Source organism: Bacillus sp. FAU20, assembly GCF_056033865.1.
On sequence record NZ_JBVYHY010000022.1, the window covers coordinates 332,942 to 352,955 of the forward strand.

At 33.2% G+C, this 20,014-nt stretch carries 14 protein-coding genes and 1 pseudogene; 11 read left to right on the forward strand and 4 right to left on the reverse strand.

Features of this window, described 5'->3' with window-relative positions:
* Positions 1–99: 99 nt before the first annotated feature.
* Together AC0OM3_RS19975 and AC0OM3_RS19980 are read left to right on the forward strand one after the other, a co-directional pair.
* A pseudogene (locus tag AC0OM3_RS19975) lies at positions 100–477 on the forward strand (protoglobin family protein); the annotation flags it as partial.
* Positions 475–1,281 (forward strand): methyl-accepting chemotaxis protein, encoded by an 807-nt coding sequence (locus AC0OM3_RS19980; protein WP_431521029.1) that lies wholly within the window; start codon positions 475–477, stop codon positions 1,279–1,281. The pseudogene AC0OM3_RS19975 and the gene AC0OM3_RS19980, both read left to right, overlap by 3 nt.
* Positions 1,282–1,523: 242 nt before the next feature.
* Here AC0OM3_RS19980 and AC0OM3_RS19985 read toward each other — a convergent pair whose 3' ends face one another.
* Positions 1,524–2,837, reverse strand: coding sequence for an ArnT family glycosyltransferase (locus AC0OM3_RS19985; RefSeq protein ID WP_001015620.1), 1,314 nt, complete (start codon positions 2,835–2,837; stop codon positions 1,524–1,526).
* 298 nt (positions 2,838–3,135) lie between these two features.
* Here AC0OM3_RS19985 and AC0OM3_RS19990 point away from each other — a divergent pair, with 298 nt between their 5' ends.
* The 3 genes from AC0OM3_RS19990 (at position 3,136) to AC0OM3_RS20000 (ending at position 4,957) form a co-directional block, all read left to right on the forward strand.
* Entirely contained in the window at positions 3,136–3,648 is a 513-nt protein-coding gene (locus AC0OM3_RS19990; protein ID WP_000412126.1) for an acyl-CoA thioesterase, read from the forward strand.
* A 217-nt stretch (positions 3,649–3,865) separates the two neighbouring features.
* Positions 3,866–4,594, forward strand: coding sequence for a glycosyltransferase family 2 protein (locus tag AC0OM3_RS19995; protein WP_000021478.1), 729 nt, complete (start codon positions 3,866–3,868; stop codon positions 4,592–4,594).
* Between the two features lie 6 nt (positions 4,595–4,600).
* Complete coding sequence (locus AC0OM3_RS20000; protein WP_001121769.1) at positions 4,601–4,957, forward strand: DUF2304 domain-containing protein; 357 nt, start codon at positions 4,601–4,603, stop codon at positions 4,955–4,957.
* A gap of 76 nt (positions 4,958–5,033) precedes the next feature.
* Here the strand turns inward: AC0OM3_RS20000 and AC0OM3_RS20005 are convergent, their stop codons facing one another.
* On the reverse strand, positions 5,034–6,311 hold the full coding sequence (locus AC0OM3_RS20005) for a glycosyltransferase family 39 protein (RefSeq protein WP_474212801.1): 1,278 nt from the start codon (positions 6,309–6,311) through the stop codon (positions 5,034–5,036).
* Between the two features lie 225 nt (positions 6,312–6,536).
* Here AC0OM3_RS20005 and AC0OM3_RS20010 point away from each other — a divergent pair, with 225 nt between their 5' ends.
* The 5 genes from AC0OM3_RS20010 (at position 6,537) to AC0OM3_RS20030 (ending at position 14,757) form a co-directional block, all read left to right on the forward strand.
* On the forward strand, positions 6,537–7,517 hold the full coding sequence (locus AC0OM3_RS20010; protein ID WP_061884814.1) for a glycosyltransferase family 2 protein: 981 nt from the start codon (positions 6,537–6,539) through the stop codon (positions 7,515–7,517).
* Positions 7,518–7,614: 97 nt separating this feature from the next.
* A complete protein-coding gene (locus AC0OM3_RS20015; RefSeq protein WP_000856136.1) occupies positions 7,615–9,036 on the forward strand; it encodes an oligosaccharide flippase family protein in 1,422 nt (473 codons plus the stop codon).
* 309 nt (positions 9,037–9,345) lie between these two features.
* Positions 9,346–12,012, forward strand: coding sequence for a YfhO family protein (locus AC0OM3_RS20020; protein WP_474212804.1), 2,667 nt, complete (start codon positions 9,346–9,348; stop codon positions 12,010–12,012).
* A 96-nt stretch (positions 12,013–12,108) separates the two neighbouring features.
* A complete protein-coding gene (locus tag AC0OM3_RS20025) occupies positions 12,109–13,047 on the forward strand; it encodes a glycosyltransferase family 2 protein (protein WP_000175830.1) in 939 nt (312 codons plus the stop codon).
* A gap of 156 nt (positions 13,048–13,203) precedes the next feature.
* Positions 13,204–14,757: an ABC-F family ATP-binding cassette domain-containing protein gene (locus AC0OM3_RS20030; RefSeq protein WP_000055410.1), complete on the forward strand. Its 1,554-nt coding sequence runs from the start codon at positions 13,204–13,206 to the stop codon at positions 14,755–14,757.
* 51 nt (positions 14,758–14,808) lie between these two features.
* On the opposite strand, the gene AC0OM3_RS20035 is transcribed toward AC0OM3_RS20030, so the two are convergent.
* Positions 14,809–15,684, reverse strand: a complete 876-nt coding sequence (locus AC0OM3_RS20035; RefSeq protein ID WP_000659647.1) for a TetR/AcrR family transcriptional regulator — start codon at positions 15,682–15,684, stop codon at positions 14,809–14,811.
* Between the two features lie 140 nt (positions 15,685–15,824).
* Between AC0OM3_RS20035 and AC0OM3_RS20040 the strand changes: the two genes are divergently transcribed.
* Complete coding sequence (locus AC0OM3_RS20040; RefSeq protein WP_001033483.1) at positions 15,825–18,941, forward strand: efflux RND transporter permease subunit; 3,117 nt, start codon at positions 15,825–15,827, stop codon at positions 18,939–18,941.
* Between the two features lie 28 nt (positions 18,942–18,969).
* Here AC0OM3_RS20040 and msrB read toward each other — a convergent pair whose 3' ends face one another.
* On the reverse strand, positions 18,970–19,935 hold the full coding sequence (gene msrB / locus AC0OM3_RS20045; RefSeq protein ID WP_001196952.1) for a peptide-methionine (R)-S-oxide reductase MsrB: 966 nt from the start codon (positions 19,933–19,935) through the stop codon (positions 18,970–18,972).
* Positions 19,936–20,014: the final 79 nt, after the last annotated feature.

The following is a 20,014-nucleotide window of genomic DNA, read 5'->3' on the forward strand; positions in this document are numbered from 1 at the left end:
AGTATTAATAAAACAAATGCCAGTATAATCGAATTAAGTAAGGACCAACAAATAACTTTTAATGTCCCTACTAATTCTGAATTGAAAATTCAAATGGATATGCTACATATTTCAAAAGAAGATTTACAAGTTGTAAAAGTACTACAGCCTTTTATTTATGCAGAAATTGATTGGATTACTGAAAAATTCTATGCCAACATTACAAAACAACCTAATTTAATTACTATTATTGAACGTTACAGCTCTATTCCAAAACTAAAACAAACTTTAAAAACACATATTAAAGAATTATTCAGCGGCAATATGCATGAAGATTTTATTGAACAACGTGTTAGGATCGCCAAAAGACATGTACAAATTGGTTTACATCGAAAATGGTATACTGCTGCTTATCAAGAATTATTCCGCTCTATCATGAAGATTTTGCAAACAAAAATAACGACAATCGATGATTTTTCCTATTCTATAAATGTCATAAATAAATTATTCACTCTTGAACAAGAACTTGTTCTTGCAGCTTATGAATCTGAATATGAAAGAATGCAAAAAGAGCATGAAAAAGAAAAAGAACTAACTGCTATGACAATTACGCATATCGCAACAGAACTAGCTGCTGTATCTGAAAAAACAAGCTCTTCTATTCAAAAACTAACCGCCAAATCTGAAACTATTGTAGAGATCGCTAAAACAGGTACATCATTAGCTACAACATCTGAAGAAAAAGCGAATAAAGGGAAAGAACAATTAAACCAGCAGAATAAACGAATGGGATCTATTCAAATGAATATGGAAACGATTATTACAGATACTCATGAACTTCTTAATATTTCTAACAAAATTAATGAAATCATAGATATTGTTAAATCAATTGCGGAGCAAACAAATTTACTCGCACTAAACGCTGCTATCGAGTCTGCGCGTGCTGGAGAATTTGGGAAGGGGTTTTCTGTTGTTGCTGGTGAAATCCGAAAATTATCAGAGCAAACGAAAGAATCTATATTTAACGTTACAAAGCTCGTCGAAAAAACAAATGAACAAATTACCCGTGTCTCGTCTTCCGTGAAACAAATTAGCTCTCTCGTATCGGAAGGAACGGATAGTATGTCGGCAACGGATCGATACTTCCAAGAAATCGTACAAGATATGTCTAACTCAAAAGAACAGAATAAGAAAATTGAACACGAACTACAAGCTATTTCACAAGTAATGAAAGGAATTCAAGATGACTCCTCACAAATGGCTCTAACAGCCGATAATTTGCAACTAGAACTAAATCGATAAGATAAAGTAAAACTTTAATCAGTGGGAGTTTTGTTCATTCCCCACTGATTATGAGCCCTCACCAATCAGGCTTTTACGAGCAGCAGGGTTCCCACCTAATTTCTTTGCTTTCGCTGAATTTGGAGATGGGGGTCTTACTGCCTAGAAAATAGCGGGATAAAATTCAGGTCAGGCATACTTTTCATCTACACTGACTACTAAATTTCATCTCCCATCAAAAAAGAATCCAGAATGGATTCTTTTTATTTTCTGAAAAATATTTTTTGACAATACACATAACTCATATAAACACCAAAGCTCTGCAAAATAAACAATGCTGGCATAATTACATTGTAATATGCCATATCTACTTGGAAGAGCTTTAACAATACGTAGCCACTAATGAAAAATAAGAACAACATATATCCCTCATTTTGTTGTTTCTTAATAAGGAAGTGTAATAGAGCTATAGTCATAAACAATGTTACTGCTATATATATCAGTTTTTCACATTTGAAAAGAATAGAATTTATCCCCTCATCTGAAAACTGATTTATTATCGGTTCTAAAAGTTTAAATCTTTCTCCCTCAATCTCTTTTAACTTTTGATCAATATGCTCTGTTACACTTTGATTTTTTGATATTTTTTCCTCATGTTGGGTTTTTCCAATTAAAACAGATTGAACATACGTCTCATTTGCAATCGTATATTGTGACATCCCCATTGTTTTAATTCCATAATTCACACCAAAATGGGCACTATAAAATAGAATAAGTATCCCTATCATCTTTAGTAACACCTTTTGTTTCGTTGCTGATTGAAATACTTCGATTAATAATACATATACCGTGATAAAAATAGGAAGAAATAATCCCATTGGGAAAATCATATTACTAAATGCAAATAAAATTGCCGAAAACACCCACATATAAGGATGATCTAATCCTTTATATAAAAGTATGTAACAAGCAAAATAAAATAAAAATATTGCAAGTGACTCAGGAGTTAATACGGAACTCATGAATATATTTGGAATATACAGAGCATAAAATACGGAAGCAATACGACCGCATTCTTCTCCAAAAACCATTGCCGCAATACGATAAATAAAAAATGAGGTTCCTGCGCAAAATAACACATTAAATAGTTGTAAAGCGAATAATGTATCACCAAATATACGAATAATTATTGACTCATATATAATAAAAGGCAAATGAGTTACAGTCCCTATATTATTACCAATTGCAATCTGCTTTGCAGACTCATACATCACTTTCATATCACCAATTATTGGAGCATCTACAAATAACAGCATACTAAGCCTTACAACTATAGTTATACTTATAAGAAAAGTAAGAAATTGTTTATCTGTAAAACGATATTGTAGAATTGATGTCACTAGCAAAATGAGTATGACGAAAATTGCCAATATGATTGTTACACTTGTTGTACTTCCTCCAAAAAATTGCTTACTTGTCTCAAATGCTGCCCAACAACTATAAACAAAAAATGCGAGCATCGCACCGATCATAATTTTATTGAAGAAAGATGAAAAATTTGTTTGTATATGATTCATATGTCCATTGCACCTCTATTTCCATTCATAACAAAACGATTCTACCATGAATGGGTACACGGCTGATAGAGAATTTCTATGACAAATACATAGTCATTACTTTTTACTTGCAATGTAAGCGAATCCTCTTTTACACTACATTTTAGATAAAATAAATTTTCTTTCAGTTACATGAATACAAATACAGAAGTTTAAATAATCCTCTTTTGGAATACACTTTACTTCATTAAATATCTAATATGAGTAATCCACTTACACATATTATTCTGATTGAAAACAGACTATAGGGGCTGAATATATGGAAAAGAAATTCATGCGAGAATCTAAAGCAATTAAGACAACACGTGTTTTTCCTAACGATTTAAATAATCACCAAACACTTTTTGGAGGGAAATTATTAGCAGAAATTGATAGTATTGCTTCGATTGCGGCTGCAAGACATAGTCGTAAACATTGCGTAACAGCATCTATTGATTCAGTTGATTTTTTAACTCCAATTCACCAAGCTGATTCTGTTTGTTATGAAGCATTTGTATGTTATACAGGGAAATCTTCAATGGAAGTTTTCGTAAAAGTAATCGCAGAAAATTTATTAGCAGGCGAGCGTAGAATTGCCGCTACTTGCTTTATTACATTTGTGGCAATAAAAGATGGAAAACCTTCGTCCGTACCACAAGTACTCCCTGAAACTCAGGAAGAACATTGGTTACACACAACCGGTTTAGAACGCGCGGAAAACCGAAAAAAGGGACGTTTAAAAAGTAAAGAGATGGCTGAAGTTTTAACTTTAAGTAAGCCATGGAATATATAATACGCTACTCTCACTTCATACATGCACAGGTTTATTTCATCCTTGCATGTATTTTTTATTATAAAAAAATTCCAGCTCTTATCTTTTATTTACTGTTTGTCTCCTAAAATAACCCACCAGTTTTTCCTTTATTTTGCTATACTATTAATGGTATATTAGATAAGGTTCGTTTAAAAATAACTATAATATAATTAAGTATATAAGGGATGGTGCGATAATGTCTATTGAGGTACCAATTTCAATACCAAAAACGTTAATTATTATTCCTGCGTATAACGAGGAAGAAGCAATTGCAGATACATTAACAAGACTATTAAAACTAAAACAGCATTTTACAGAATTAAGCATTTGCGTTATTAATGATGGATCACATGATAAAACAGCTCAAATCGTAAATGATTTTCCTGTTCACCTTGTGAACTTACCATATAACCTAGGTATTGGCTCAGCTGTACAAACTGGTTATAAATACGCTTATGAAAATGGATATGATATTGCAATTCAGTTCGATGCTGATGGGCAACATAATCCTGATGACTTGTACAAAATTATAAAACCTATTGCTGAAGACCAATGCGATATGGTGCTAGGTTCACGTTTTACAGAGAAAACAGCTTATAAAGGTAGTATTTCCAGAAGAGTTGGTATTTTTTATTTTACTGCTCTACTGAAAGTACTAACAAAACAAACCTTTATGGATCCAACTTCTGGGTATCGTGCTATCAATCGAGAAGTAATTAAGATTTTTGCACATAATTATCCAAAAGATTATCCAGAACCAGAAGTCCTTATTCATTTAAAAAAGAAAAAATTACGCATTAATGAAATATCTGTAAATATGCAAGAGCGCCAAGGGGGACAATCTTCTATTACACCTCTTAAATCTGCATATTACATGATTAAAGTAAGCCTTGCTATATTGATGCAAAAAATTGTGAAAGGTTGATAATAAATGCCTATAATTACCTTTTCATTTATCTTCATTCTATTATTATTTTTATTAATTATTAATTCCATTCGTCGTGGAGCTTTAGAAACTAAATATGCCATTTTATGGATTTTTGTTTGTGTTTCAATGGCAATTTTAAGTTCTACTGAAAAAATTATAAATTGGATTGGACAACTATTACACGTAGAATATCCTCCATCTGTTTTATTTTTATTTGGACTATTATTCTGTTTCATCTTAATTTTTGACTTAACAAGAAAAATTTCTAAATTACATCATCAACTTGTAACATTAACGCAAGATTATGCGTTATTAAAGCAAAAATTAAAAGTAACGCAAACTGAAACCGATAACGAATAGTTTTCTATTTAAATATTAATATATACAAAAAAACATCTTAATTTTTTAAAAAAATTAAGATGTTTTTTATTGCAAATTATTTTTTTCTAATCAATAATTTATTAATTTTCATAATCGTTGCCACGGTCCCTACTCCAATTATAATAAATAAGAATGGTATTAACGGTAATGCATATCGTTCATATGCAACATAAAAACACGTTAAAGCTGTTTGCAGTAAAAGGATTGACCATAAAAATGTAGTCTCTCTCCACCTTTTTAAAAGGAAAATAAATGAAAGTACTGTACATATTAAAAACGTCGTCTTAATAAAATTATATATTTCATTCATATCCTTTGCAGAAACATTGAATACTTCAATATTATGCTCTATAGAATAATACGGTTTTTTCCAAAGAATTTCTGGTTTCAAGACTAAATAACTCTCTATCATAGAGCCCTTATTCGTTTTCCACCATTCTTTCATTTTATCAATGGCTATTTTTTCTTCTAACTCCATAAATTCATGCGCTTCAAGATTAGGGTACTTTGCATGTAATTCTATTTCAAGTTCCCCCATATCCTTACCTTCTGGGTAACCTTCCCCTTGATACGTTCCAAGTAATAACGGATTCCCTGCCCCTGCAGTTAGTGGGATAAATTTATCAAATTGAATGTAATTGCGGGCCCACCATGGTCCAAGTACGATAAGTCCTATTCCTATACTTATAATCGCCTGCTTCATCATAACCCGGAATGGATAGCGTTTCATTAAAAGATACCCAAATAATAAGATTGGATATAAGGCAATTTGTACGCGGAGGTACAGTGCTAAAAAATAGAAAATTAATACAATCAGAAGATGTTTCGTTTTATGAGTATCAGCTAATTTTAAACTCCAATATACTAATCCTAATGAAAGGAGTAGAAACGGCCCTTCTGTTAAAGTTAAATTTTCCATAACAATCTCTGGAGGATACACAGCTAATAAGAAAGCACCTATTAATCCTGCAGCAGGATTCAATAAATAAGTACCAATCTTATAAGTTAGCAAAATACTAAGTACTCCTAATAGAATAATGATTAATTTGGCTATAAAAATACCTTCACTGCCATTTCCAAAAAAGTAAAATACAGCAGCTAATAAGGCTGGAAAACCCGGCATAATATGAATCGTTGGTTTATCTGGTTCATGGTATGTTAACATCCCTGTTTCCAATAAAATATTTGCCGTTTTTTGATAACCTATATCATCGCTAGCTATAGATAGATCTGCACCATGTGTTTGTAAAGTTGCAAAACGAAGTGCAAACCCGACAATCATAATAATCCCTAAAAGGACTATATTAGATTTGCGAGTAAATCGCCCTAACATCTCATCTTCTCCCTTCAGATACATAACCTTCAAAATTTTTTTCTATATTTTTACAACACAATACGTTCTATAATAAATACTTTTTATACAAAGTACAACAATAGAAAGTTGATTTACAAAGTTTATATGCGTTAAACTTATACAGATGTTCTTGTAATCTTCTTCCTTTCCAAAGGCTTGTATATATGATGCAAGACATAAAAAACTTGAGGAGATAAAAATTCTATGATGGAACAAAAGCAACTTGTTTCTGTTGTCATACCCCTGTATAACACGGAAAAATATATTGAAGAAACGATACAGTCAATACTAGATCAAACATATAAAAACATCGAAATTGTAATTGTAGATGATGGAAGTAAAGATCAGTCACCTTCTATCGTAAAAAACCTTGCTGAAAAATACCCAGGGCAAGTAAAATACGTTCATCAAAAAAACCAAGGTGTTTCGGTAGCCCGTAATACAGGTATCGAAAATGCTAGCGGAAAATATATCGCTTTCCTTGATAGTGATGACTTATGGCATCCAACTAAAATTGAGAAGCAAGTCAAAAGTATGCATAAAAACGAAATGGACGCGTGCTATTGTGGTTATATGAATTTCTACGAAGAAACAGGCGAGAAGGTTGAACATACAACAAACTTTATTAAAGGTGATATGGCAAAAGCATTCCTAACACATCAAGTTGTTGCTCAAACAAGTACTTGGATTTTCAAACGATCCATCGTAATGGATCATAACATTCGTTTTACACCAGGATGTAGTTGGGGCGAAGATTTAGAGTTTTTATTTAAACTTATGAGTGTGACAAATGTATGTTATGTCGATGAATACTTAACTTATTATAGAATTTTATCAGAAGGAAATCTTTCTTCTAAGTATAAAGATTATGAATTAAAAACGACAAAAGAGTTGGAAGTATTCAATCGTATGAAAGATTGGGTACATAATAAATCTCAAGATTTCATTACAAAAGACCCTCAGTCACTGATTGAGATTCTTGAGACTTATTTATTCCCTTATACAGTCATCAATAACGCTTGTATATATATTAAAGAAAACTCTCGATTAGATAAATCACAAGTTCAATTAATCAAAAAAGATATAAGGAAATATTGCCGTAAAATCTATTCAAAGAATGGAAAGCGTAGTAAAAAACTATATGCAATGCTTTGGTTTGTACGAATTAAATTTCTGTTTTCTTAAACTGAAAATATAACGATACTCTCTCTTTCTGTGAACAAATCAAATTTACAAATAGGACAAGCTAACCGGGTCCTAAAGAATAGAAAGGTCTTTTCTCATGAAAACAAATAAAATTCTAAAAAACGCATCCTACCTGTTTGTGGGAAACATTACTGTACGTTTTGTACTGGCTATTGCAACAATTTTCTTTGCAAGATATGTTTCTCCAAGTGATTACGGTATGTTTACAACTGCGTTAGCAGTTTCAGCTGTTATTTGTTACTTTACAGATGCAGGTTTGACACATACCTTTATGCGTGAAGGAACGAGAAGCGATGCCAATATTAGCGTGCTAATAAGTAGTTATTTACGTATTCGTTTAATATTAGCTATCGTAATTTCTGTACTTTTCGCTATTTTTGCCCAGTTCTTCTATCCCGATGCTTACTTACGTGCGATGGTATATTGGGTTGTTCTACCAACAATGTTCGGAGCAACCTTACAAGGTGTTGGAATGGCTTACTTCCAAGTAACAGAACGCATGCAATTTACAGCTATTATTTCTGTGCTACAAGGTGTAACAGCTGCTGCTGCCCTATTACTAGGGATGTCTTTCCAATGGTCACTTATGATGGTTGCTGCTATGTACGGGGTATCTAGTCTTGTAACAGGTGTTATCGCCTTTATAATGACAATACGTTATACACAAGTTCATAAGGGTTGGGATAAAGGCATTTTAGATCAATTACTTATTTTCACAATCAACGGAATCATCATTATGCTCTTACCACAATTGGGCCCTATTATATTAGAAAAGGTTTCAACATATAATCAAGTTGGATTCTTTGGTGCTGCATCTAAAATACCTGCTGTACTATATCAAATACCTGGAGTAATTGCAGCTGCCTTTTATCCAAGGCTTTTTGCTTTTGGTAATGAGAAAAATATTGAAGAACATAGAAAATTATCAAGTTTTGAATTAAAACTTATGTCTTTTTTAGGAATGGGAATTTCTATCCCCTTTATTGCTGATCCAAGTTTCTGGATTGTTAGTTTATTAGGAGAAGAATACGCTCCCGCTGGTAACGCTCTTGCTATTCTAGCGTTTATGGTTATTTTACAATCAATTAACTATCCACTAGCCGATAATTTAACAACGATTGGCCAGCAATGGAAACGTGCAACAACAATGACTATTGGATTAGTTGTTGCCATCATAGGTTATATTGTATTAGGTAGTAAATATGGAATGATGGGGGCAGCTGCCGCAGCTATCCTTACCGAAATTACACTATTAATCGGATTTACCCTCTTTATTCGTAAAGGCATGCAATTATTAGTTAAAGGAATTATATTTAATTCCTTAGCCTTTATTATTAGTTACGGTATATACCGAATTGCATTAATCGACTTACCACCATTAGTTGCTTTAACTCTTACTGGTATACTATACGGTATGATCGGAATTGTAATTGATCCTCAAATACGTGGATTTGTTTTAGGGTTTATAAAACAAAAGTTCATTCGCAAACACGCTTAAAAGCAAAAAGCTTTTCCATTTTTAAATAGGAAAAGCTTTTTGCTTTTTTTATATACTATCATTTTTCTTCAGTAAAAAAATGCTATATATTCCAGCTCAAATTGACTTACTTTCTGAGAATGCCTTATACTAAATTACATGTAAACTATGAACTCCAACGCTTGTAAAAATATATATGCTTCAACAAAAATATATATTTTCTCATGTTAAAACTAAAGAACACACCTTTAAAAATTGGTGTGTTTTTATATGCTACCTAAAAACTAGTTGTTACATGTAACGACTTTCAAAGGAGGATTATCAATTTTTATGAGCATAAAGCCGAATAATAAATTCTTTTCCAAGAAAACAATGATAATTATGCCAATATTATTATTGTGCGCTTTTGCTTTTCATTATTTCTTTTTAACATCTAATCAAGCCTTTTCTGGTACAGGGGATGCGTTACGTCAATTTGGCTTCTTTACGTTTCTTCTACAACATGCCTTTAAAGATGGCAACCTTTTTTGGTCCTTTGATTATGGGTTAGGTGGAGATTTATTTGGAGAGTTTAGTTATTATTACAGCACATCACCATTTTTCTGGATTACACTGTTACTACCTAAACTAAGTCTTGAGCAAGTATATGACGTGAAATTATACATGAGTATTTTAAAAAACTTTTTAGCTATGGTATTCATGTATGGTTCTTTACGTTACCATAATAAAACAGCATTCTCATCTTTTGTTGCTGCTATTATATATGGTGGCTGTATTACTTTCATCCGCCACTCTTTACTATGGGATTTCATGGCTGATGCTATTGTATTTTTACCATTAGTAATATGGGGGCTTGATAAATATATTATCGAAAAGAAGCGCGGACTTTTCCTAATTGCTGCTACTTTAATGTTAGCATCAAACTTTTATTTTGCTTTTATCACAAGTATTTTCATATTCATTTATGCATTATTCCAATACTTTGCGACACAACAAAATAAAACGATTGTCTCTTTTCTAACTTATTATATTAGAATCGGTTTATTGTATGCATTATCACTCGGTTTAGCCGCCGTTTGCTTCCTCCCATCAGTTAATGCCGTATTTAGCGCTGATCGATTATCAAAAAAGTTTGAGATACCATTATTATTTGAAGATAAATTTTATAAAGATTTAATGGAAAATATTTTCTTCATGTATAATGCTGAAAATCATCAATTAGCTTTACCAGCTTTAATTTTATTCTTAATCGTATTTGGAATGTTTATACGTGATAAACTCATTAAAAATAAAGTATTCTTTACGTTATTCATGTTTATTCTGTTTATGCTTCCATATACATATTCTGTGTTTAATGGTTTTTCAGCAATGCAATCTAGATGGTTTTATTTATTTGTATTTGTAATTTCCCAAACAATTGCATACATTCTAGATTGGATGATTATTCATAAGAAAGACTACAAATTACCTTATTTAATAAGTTTATTAGTGCCTATTGGATTATTCATTTATGCATTTTATAGAAAAATAAATATAAATGTAACTGATAAACCTTTACAAGACGTTGATAACATTTTACTCGGAACTGTCGTTCTTTCTGTTATTACAGTATGTCTATGGCGTTATATTTCTAAACCCTTCATACAATTTTTAGTTGTATTGAACGTACTCGTTAGCACAATTTCTATGAATTATATGTATGCGAATAATATACTTAGCACCGTTTACGGACAGAGTCAAATTTCAACTGAAAAGTTACACGAACCAGGCTATGATAATAGCGAAGAAATTGCTGCAATTCGCTACATACAAGAAAATGATAAAGACTTTTATCGTATTCTTAATCCATATAGCGAATATAACACACCAATGCTACAAGGATATCATGGCGTAAGTACGTATCAAAGCTTGGTTAATTATTATGTCCATGACTTTATGAAAAATAAATATGGCGTATTCCAAATGTACGATACACCTTCAATGTTTTATCAAACTGACAGTCGACTACTACTTGAAAATATGCTTGGTATAAAATATCGCGTATTAAGTGCTGATACAGATCCAAAGAATGTACCTTATGGATATAAACTATTACAGCAAGTAGGACCATATAATATTTACAAAAATGACTATTCCTTACCGTTAGGATATGTATATGATTCGGCTATAAGTGAAGAAGAGTTTTCTAAATTAAACTTCGCTCAGCGTGATCAATTATTATTACATGCTGTTGTCGTTAATAATACAAAAGAATTTTCATTAAATCATTTTAATAAACAAGACCTTAAATCAAAGGCAGTATCTATTAAAACGGAAAAAGCAAAATTCGAAAACATGGAAAAAGAAGGAAAAAAACTAATTGTTCATGGCTTTGGAAATATGATTGTACCTATCAATTATCCTAATACGCCTGGTGATCTACTGATAGAATTAAAATTGAAAAATACAGGTACATTCAATGCAACTGTTAATGGAAAAACAATAGGAAAAGGTGACGATGCTGGTGCATACTCGTATCCGTTAGAAAGATTTGTTTACAATTTAGGCAATGATCGTCCAGAAAACCTAACTATCTCTATTGATATGGCAGGTGAGTATGAATTAGGTGACTTACAAGCAAATATCGTAAACTATGAAAGTGTACAAAAAGAAACAAAAAAATTAACTGAAAATAGGCTTGAAAATATTTATTATAAGAACAATTATTTAAAAGGGGATATCAACTCAAATAAAGACGGGCTCCTATATTTATCTGTTCCATATAGTAAAGGTTGGACTATAAAAGTTGATGGAAAAGAAAAAGAATTTACGAAAGCAAATTCTGCCTTTATCGGTGTTCCCATTACAAAAGGCTCACATGTAATCGAAATGACTTACGTTACACCTTACTTCAAATTAGGTATGATTATATCAATCATCTCACTAATTATTTGTGTAGCTTTACTAATTTTCACAAATCCAAAAACACGACGGAAATTTTCTTTTAAAAAGCAATAATGAGCAATCAATGAATCATGAAGCTATCAAATTGGATAGCTTCATATAAAAACGCATAACATTGTTTTAACCCACTACAAACAAGGAGTGTCAAAAATGACTCTTTCAATCGTTGTACCATGCTACAATGAAGAAAAGGTGCTTCGAGCCTTTTATTCAGAGACTTCTCTTGAAATTCATAAATTAACTACCGATTATGAATTTGTTTTTGTTAATGATGGTAGTAAAGATGATACATTAAATATTTTACGTGATTTAGCTAGTTCAGATTCATCGGTACATTATATATCATTTAGTCGAAACTTCGGAAAAGAAGCAGCAATGTTAGCAGGTTTAAAATATGCTACAGGCGATGCAATTGTTATTATGGATGCTGACTTACAACACCCTCCTACGTTAATAAAAGAACTGTTAGAAGGATATAACGAAGGCTACGACCAAGTCATTGCAAAAAGGACAAGAACTGGTGATTCACCCGTTCGCTCTTTCATCTCTCGTCTTTACTATAAGGTAATGAATAAGTTTGTAGATATTGAATTAGTAGATGGTATTGGTGACTTTAGACTTTTAAGTCGAAGAGCAGTGGATTCTTTAGTGTCTTTAAGTGAATACAACAGATTTTCAAAGGGTTTATTCTCTTGGATCGGTTATAACGAATTAATCATTGAATATGAAAATGTATTACGTTCTGAAGGAGAGAGTAAATGGACCTTCTCAAAATTATTAAATTACGGAATTGATGGTGTAATTTCATTCAATAATAAACCGTTACGTCTATCTATATATCTTGGATTACTAACAACCATTTTAGGACTTTTATACGTAATCACTACGTTCGTTCAAATCATCCTTGGTGGTGTGGAAGTTCCTGGTTATTTTACTCTCATTTCCGCTATACTATTTATTGGTGGTATTCAACTCATATTCCTCGGTGTTATTGGTGAATATATCGGTCGTATTTATTATGAAACAAAACGTAGACCGCATTTTATTGTAGCTGAAAAGAAAGTTAGTGAAGTTAAACAAAAGGCATAACCAAAAAGTTACTTCTGTAGGTAGAAGTAACTTTTTTATATACTAACATTTACAAACACTTCTTTTGAAAAAATATACATTTTGAAATGATGGCATTATATGAAAGAATTTAGTATCATGATTCAAGGTACTATTTCAAGTTGGACGGAGGATACTATGAGCTTATTAACAGTTGAAAAATTAGGACATACATTTGGCGATCGTACATTATTTAAAGATGTATCTATGCGATTATTAGCAGGTGAGCACGTTGGATTAGTTGGTGCAAACGGTGTTGGTAAATCAACATTCATGAATATCATTACTGGTCAGCTTATTCATGACCAAGGTCGTGTAGAATGGACACCGGGCACACATTACGGCTACTTAGATCAGCATACTGTTTTAACACCTGGGCGTACAATCCGTGACGTACTAGCGGATGCATTTTTACCGTTATTCGAAAAGGAAAAAGCTTTAAATGAAGTTACAGAAAAAATGGGAACTGCTACACCAGAAGAACTAGAAGAACTTCTTGAGCAAATGGCAGAAATACAAGATGCACTTGAAGCAGGTGGTTTCTACTTACTAGATATGAAAATTGAAGAGGCTGCACGTGGTCTTGGAATTGATGCAATTGGTTTAGATCGTGATGTTTCAGCACTAAGTGGTGGACAACGTACAAAGGTATTGCTTGCAAAGCTATTACTTGAACAGCCAGAAGTGTTATTGCTTGATGAACCTACTAACTATTTAGACGTTGAACATATTCATTGGTTAACAAATTATTTAAAAGAATACCCACATGCATTCTTATTGATTTCTCATGATACGGAATTTATGAACAAATGTGTTGATGTTATTTTCCATCTAGAATTCACAAAAATGACACGCTATACAGCGACATATGAAAAATTCCTAGAACTAGCAGAAATCAATAAAAATCAACATATAAACGCTTATGAAAAGCAGCGTGAGTTTATCAAAAAACAAGAAGACTTCATTGCAAAGAACAAGGCTCGTTATTCAACGACAGGTCGTGCAAAGAGTCGTCAAAAACAACTTGATCGCATGGAACTTATTGATCGCCCAGAAACAGCGATTAAACCTGAATTCTCATTTAAAGAAAGTCGCGCAAGTAGCCGCTTCGTCTTTGAAGGTGAAAATGTAGAAATCGGATATACGCATCCTCTACTACCAAAGCTATCAATGACGATTGAACGTGGTGAAAAAATTGCTATTGTTGGATGTAACGGTGTTGGTAAATCAACGTTACTAAAAACAATCTTAGGTAAAATTAAACCTTTAAGCGGTAAAACAAGCCTTGGTGACTTCTTAGAGCCTGCATACTTTGAACAGGAAGTTAAAGCTGATAATATAACACCAATTGATGATGTATGGAATACATTCCCTGGTTTAGACCAGCATCAAATTCGTGCAATGTTAGCAAAATGCGGATTAAAAAATGAACATATTTCTCGCCCATTAAGTCAATTAAGTGGTGGAGAACAAGCAAAAGTTCGTTTATGTAAGCTAATGGGTGAGGAAAGTAACTGGCTATTATTTGATGAGCCGACAAACCATCTTGATGTTACAGCAAAAGCGGAACTTAAGAAGGCTATGAAAGCATATAAAGGAACAATTCTCCTTGTATGTCACGAACCGGACTTCTATGAAGATTGGATCACAAAAGTTTGGGATGTTGAAGAATGGTCTCAAAACAGTAAGTAGTCTTTAAGAAAAAACTCCTTGTGTAGACAAGGAGTTTTTTACTTATTTTTATTAAGAATTTTTTATATTGTAGTATCCTATAAGGCGTAATTGAAATTCTTTTAATTCCGGATACGCCTCTAAGTTTGCTAACATACCTCTAATTACCGGAATTCTTGGATTAAGCAATCGTATTTCAGCCTCTAAAACATCTAACGTTACTAACAACTCATCATCCTCTAATTGATCAGCTAAATTACGCTTAAATACAATAATTTCTTTTAAAAAATGCTCTTTAACTTGTTCCTTAATGAGCTCGGATTTACAAAGAAATTCTCCAAGCTTTTCTTCATGTAAAATAGGTTCTTCCGAAGATTCTACTAAGCCATCTACTAAATGATCTACTCTTTTTAAAATAAAAGCAGCGACATACGATAAATCGATTTCTGGTGCTTGTAAAATAATTAATTCTAAATACCCACGGCATATGCCTTCTACCATAATTACTAAATCCAATAAATATGGCATAACCTTTTCACCATAAATGGACAATAAACTATTCCGATAAAATGCATGAGACTCTAACTTCATCCGCATCATAAATTCTTCCACTTCTTTATTAAACGGAATTGCATTTTCTCTCGCATGCATAATAATAAATTCTTTATGCTTTTGTATATCATTAAACTGACAATGTAATTGTTTTGCAAATTTTTCACGTGGTAATAAAGACTCTTGTTCAATATCCAGCATTTTCTTTTGGATTTTGTCATAATAATATCGAAGTGTCGCTAATAAAAGCTCATCTTTCGATTTAAAATATAAGTAAAAAGCTCCCTTAGATATACCACTAGCTGTCACAATTTCCTGCACTGATGTCGCATTTACACCCTTAGTAGCAAATAACTTCATAGCCGATTCTATAATTAAACGCTCTTTTTCTTTCATATCTTCTCTCCTAAATTTAATCTCGCATCTTATTATAAATGTATTATACCATCTCTTTTTATTGACGATTGACCGAGCGGTCAGTTATATTATGTATTAGACTGACCAGTTGGTCAATATAATAAAAAGGGAGCGCAAACATGAACAAAATCATCAATTTCTCGTTAAAAAATAAGTTCGCAGTTTGGCTACTAACCATTATTGTTACTATTGCCGGGATCTACTCTGGACTCAATATGAAGCTGGAAACAATTCCTGATATTACAACACCGATTGTAACAGTAACTACGGTCTATCCTGGTGCTACACCAGAAGAAGTAGCTGATAAAGTTTCAAAGCCGATGGAAGAACAACTACAAAATTTAAGCGGTGTTAACGTTGTAAGCTCATCATCTTTTCAAAACGCATCTTCTATTCAAGTAGAATACGATTTTGATAAAAATATGGAAAAAGCAGAAACAGAAATTAAAGAAGCTCTTACGAATGTGAAGCTCCCAGACGGTGTTAAAGACCCTAAAGTTTCACGAGTAAACTTCAATGCTTTTCCTGTTATTTCGTTAAGCGTAGCAAGCAAGAATGAATCTTTAGCTACCTTAACTGAAAATGTAGAAAAAAATGTTGTACCAGGATTAAAAGGACTTGATGGTGTTGCATCTGTTCAAATTGCTGGTCAACAAGTAGACGAAGTACAGCTCGTCTTCAAGAAAGATAAAATGAAAGAACTAGGACTAAGTGAAGATACTGTAAAAAATGTAATTAAGGGATCGGATGTATCTTTACCACTTGGCTTATACACATTTAAAGACACGGAAAAATCAGTTGTTGTAGATGGCAATATTACAACGATTAAAACATTAAAAGAACTCAAAATCCCAGCTATACCTTCCTCACCTAACGGTCAAGGTAGTCAAAATGCTGGCGCTGGTGCACAAACGCCGCAAATGAATCCAGCTGCTATGAACGGGATTCCAACAGTTACATTAGACGAAATTGCTGACATTAAAGAAGTTGGGAAAGCAGAATCCATTTCTCGAACAAATGGAAAAGAAGCAATTGGAATTCAAATTGTGAAGGCCTCTGATGCAAATACAGTTGATGTTGTAAATGCAGTAAAAGATAAAGTAAAAGAACTTGAGAAAAAGTATAAAGACTTAGAGATTATTTCAACATTCGACCAAGGTGCACCTATTGAAAAATCAGTAGAAACAATGCTGAGCAAAGCAATTTTCGGTGCTATCTTTGCGATTGTTATTATTATGCTGTTCCTACGAAATATTCGAACAACGTTAATCTCTGTCGTTTCAATACCACTTTCTTTATTAATTGCTGTTTTAGTCATAAAGCAAATGGATATTACGCTTAACATTATGACACTTGGAGCAATGACAGTTGCTATAGGCCGCGTTGTCGATGACTCAATTGTTGTTATTGAAAATATTTATCGACGTATGTCGTTATCAGAAGAGAAATTGCGCGGAAAAGATTTAATTCGTGAAGCTACGAAAGAAATGTTTATCCCGATTATGTCTTCTACCATTGTAACAATCGCTGTATTCTTACCGCTAGGGCTTGTAAAAGGTATGATTGGTGAAATGTTCTTACCATTCGCCTTAACTATCGTCTTCGCTTTATTAGCGTCGTTACTAGTAGCAGTTACAATCGTACCGATGCTAGCCCATTCCTTATTTAAGAAAGAGAGCATGAGGGAAAAAGAAGTACATCATGAAGAAAAACCAAGTAAATTAGCAAATGGTTATAAACGCATACTTGCATGGGCTTTAAATCACAAAATTATTACATCAAGTATCGCTGTCCTTCTATTAGTTGGTAGTCTTGCACTTGTACCAGTTATCGGTGTAAGTTTCTTACCTTCTGAAGAAGAAAAAATGATCATTGCAACATACAACCCTGAACCAGGTCAAACGTTAGAAGACGTTGAAAAAATTGCAACAAAAGCTGAGAAGCACTTCCAAGATAATAAAGACGTCAAAACAATTCAGTTCTCATTAGGTGGAGAGAATCCAATGAGTCCTGGTCAATCAAACCAAGCAATGTTCTTCGTGCAATATGATAACGACACGAAAAACTTTGAAAAAGAGAAAGAACAAGTCGTTAAAGATTTACAGAAGATGTCTGGCAAAGGCGAATGGAAAAACCAAGACTTCGGAGCAAGTGGCGGTAGTAATGAAATTAAACTATACGTTTACGGAGATAGCTCAGAAGACATTAAGCCTGTCGTAAAAGATATTCAAAATATCATGAAGAAAAATAAAGACTTAAAAGATATAGATTCTAGTATTGCAAAAACATATGCAGAGTACACTTTAGTCGCAGATCAAGAAAAGGTAAGTAAAATGGGCTTAACGGCTGCTCAAATTGGAATGGGACTTTCTAATCAACATGATCGCCCTGTTCTGACAACAATTAAAAAAGACGGTAAAGATATCAATGTATATGTAGAAGCTGAAAAACAAAATTATGAAACAATCGATGACTTAACAAATCGCAAAATTACAACACCACTTGGTAATGAAGTAGCTGTGAAAGATGTTATGACTGTAAAAGAAGGTGAAACATCGAATACAGTAACACACCGAGATGGACGTGTTTATGCAGAGGTTAGTGCCAAATTAACATCTGATGACGTTTCAAAAGCATCTACTGCAGTACAAAAAGAAGTAGATAAAATGGATCTTCCTTCTGGTGTAGATGTTTCCATGGGCGGTGTTACTAAAGATATTGAAGAATCATTCAAGCAACTTGGCCTAGCGATGTTAGCTGCGATTGCCATTGTATACTTCGTTCTTGTCGTTACATTTGGCGGTGCCCTTGCACCATTCGCAATTTTATTCTCACTACCATTCACAATCATCGGGGCTCTTGTTGCCTTATTAATCTCTGGTGAAACATTAAGTGTCTCTGCAATGATTGGTGCGCTTATGTTAATCGGTATCGTTGTAACAAATGCAATCGTGCTTATCGACCGCGTTATTCATAAAGAAAATGAAGGTCTATCAACACGTGAAGCTTTATTAGAAGCTGGTGCAACACGCCTTCGACCAATTTTAATGACTGCAATTGCAACAATCGGTGCTCTTATCCCGCTTGCATTAGGATTTGAAGGTAGTGGCTTAATTTCTAAAGGACTTGGTGTAACGGTAATTGGTGGATTAACAAGTTCAACTTTATTAACACTTCTTATTGTTCCAATCGTCTATGAAGTATTAAGCAAATTTAAAAAGAAAAAAACAAAATAACAAAAAAATAACCTCGCTAACTGCGAGGTTATTTTTTATTTCCAAACAAGATTAGGAAATCGCCATAGCCTTCTTTCTCTAATTCCTCTTTTGGAATAAATCGAAGAGCTGCGGAATTAATACAGTAACGAAGGCCATTTGGTCCTGGACCGTCTGGAAATACGTGCCCAAGATGTGAATCTCCCTCTTTACTTCTCACTTCTGTACGTGTCATATTATGACTCACATCCATCTTTTCTTTCACACTTGCTGACATAACTGGTTTTGTAAAACTAGGCCATCCACATCCACTATCAAATTTATCTAGAGAAGTAAACAACGGCTCACCGGAAACGATGTCTACATAAAGACCTTCCTCTTTATGGTTCCAATACTCATTTCGAAATGGTGGTTCTGTACCATTTTCCTGTGTTACATAAAACTGCATCTCATTGAGTTTTTCTTTTAAATGAGCATTATCCTTTGGCCAATGTTGCTTAATAAAAGCATCTCGTCCTGAGCCTTTACGATATAACTCATAGCGGAATGTATTTTTCTTATGATATCCTTGGTGATATTCTTCAGCTGGATAAAATGTAGCTGCTGGTAGTATTTTTGTCGCAATTGGTTTTGAAAAGCGCCCACTCTGCTCAAGCTCTTCTTTTGAGGCCTCTGCTTTTTTATGTTGTTCTTCATTATGATAAAAAATCACTGTTTCGTAAGACTGTCCGCGGTCGTGGAATTGCCCACCTACATCAGTCGGATCAATTTGTCTCCAATATATATTTAATAACTCCTCATACGGCATTTTATTTGCATCAAATGTAATTTGTACCGCTTCATAATGTCCTGTTGTTTCCGAGCACACTTCTTTATACGTTGGGTCCTCTTTATGACCGCCTGTATACCCTGAAACAACCTGTATAATTCCCTCCATCTCTTCAAACGGAGAAACCATACACCAGAAACACCCTCCAGCAAATGTAGCTAATTCTACCTTTTCATTTAAAGCCATTACTTCACCCCTATTCTATATTCTCCTTACAGTATGGCATAAGAAACATAATGTTATAAAAGAAAAAGCATCGAACATC